Raw genomic sequence first — 466 nt, forward strand, 5'->3', positions numbered from 1 at the left:
AAAGGGCGCATGGTGAATGCCTTGGCACTAGGAGCCGATGAAGGACGGGACTAACACCGATATGCTTCGGGGAGCTGTACGTAAGCTTTGATCCGGAGATTTCCGAATGGGGAAACCCAATCATCTTAGTCGATGATTAATGCTTAGTGAATACATAGCTAAGCATTGGCAGACGTGGGGAACTGAAACATCTAAGTACTCACAGGAAGAGAAAGCAATTGCGATTCCCATAGTAGCGGCGAGCGAAGTGGGAACAGCCCAAACCAGGAAGCTTGCTTCCTGGGGTTGTAGGACTGAACATTTGAGTTACCAAAGTAACAGATAGTCGAACGGTTTGGGAAGACCGGCCAGAGCGGGTGATAGCCCCGTAGACGAAATTTGTTACCCTCAGTTCAGGATCCTGAGTACGGCCAGACACGTGAAACCTGGTCGGAATCCGGGAGGACCATCTCCCAAGGCTAAATAC

Annotated in this window: 1 rRNA gene; it reads left to right on the plus strand. The window is 50.2% G+C overall.

The features are described 5' to 3' along the window. Window positions 1-466, plus strand: a 23S ribosomal RNA gene (locus CES82_RS12040); the annotation flags it as partial.

Source organism: Secundilactobacillus silagincola (assembly GCF_002583405.1).
Lineage (GTDB): Bacteria > Bacillota > Bacilli > Lactobacillales > Lactobacillaceae > Secundilactobacillus > Secundilactobacillus silagincola.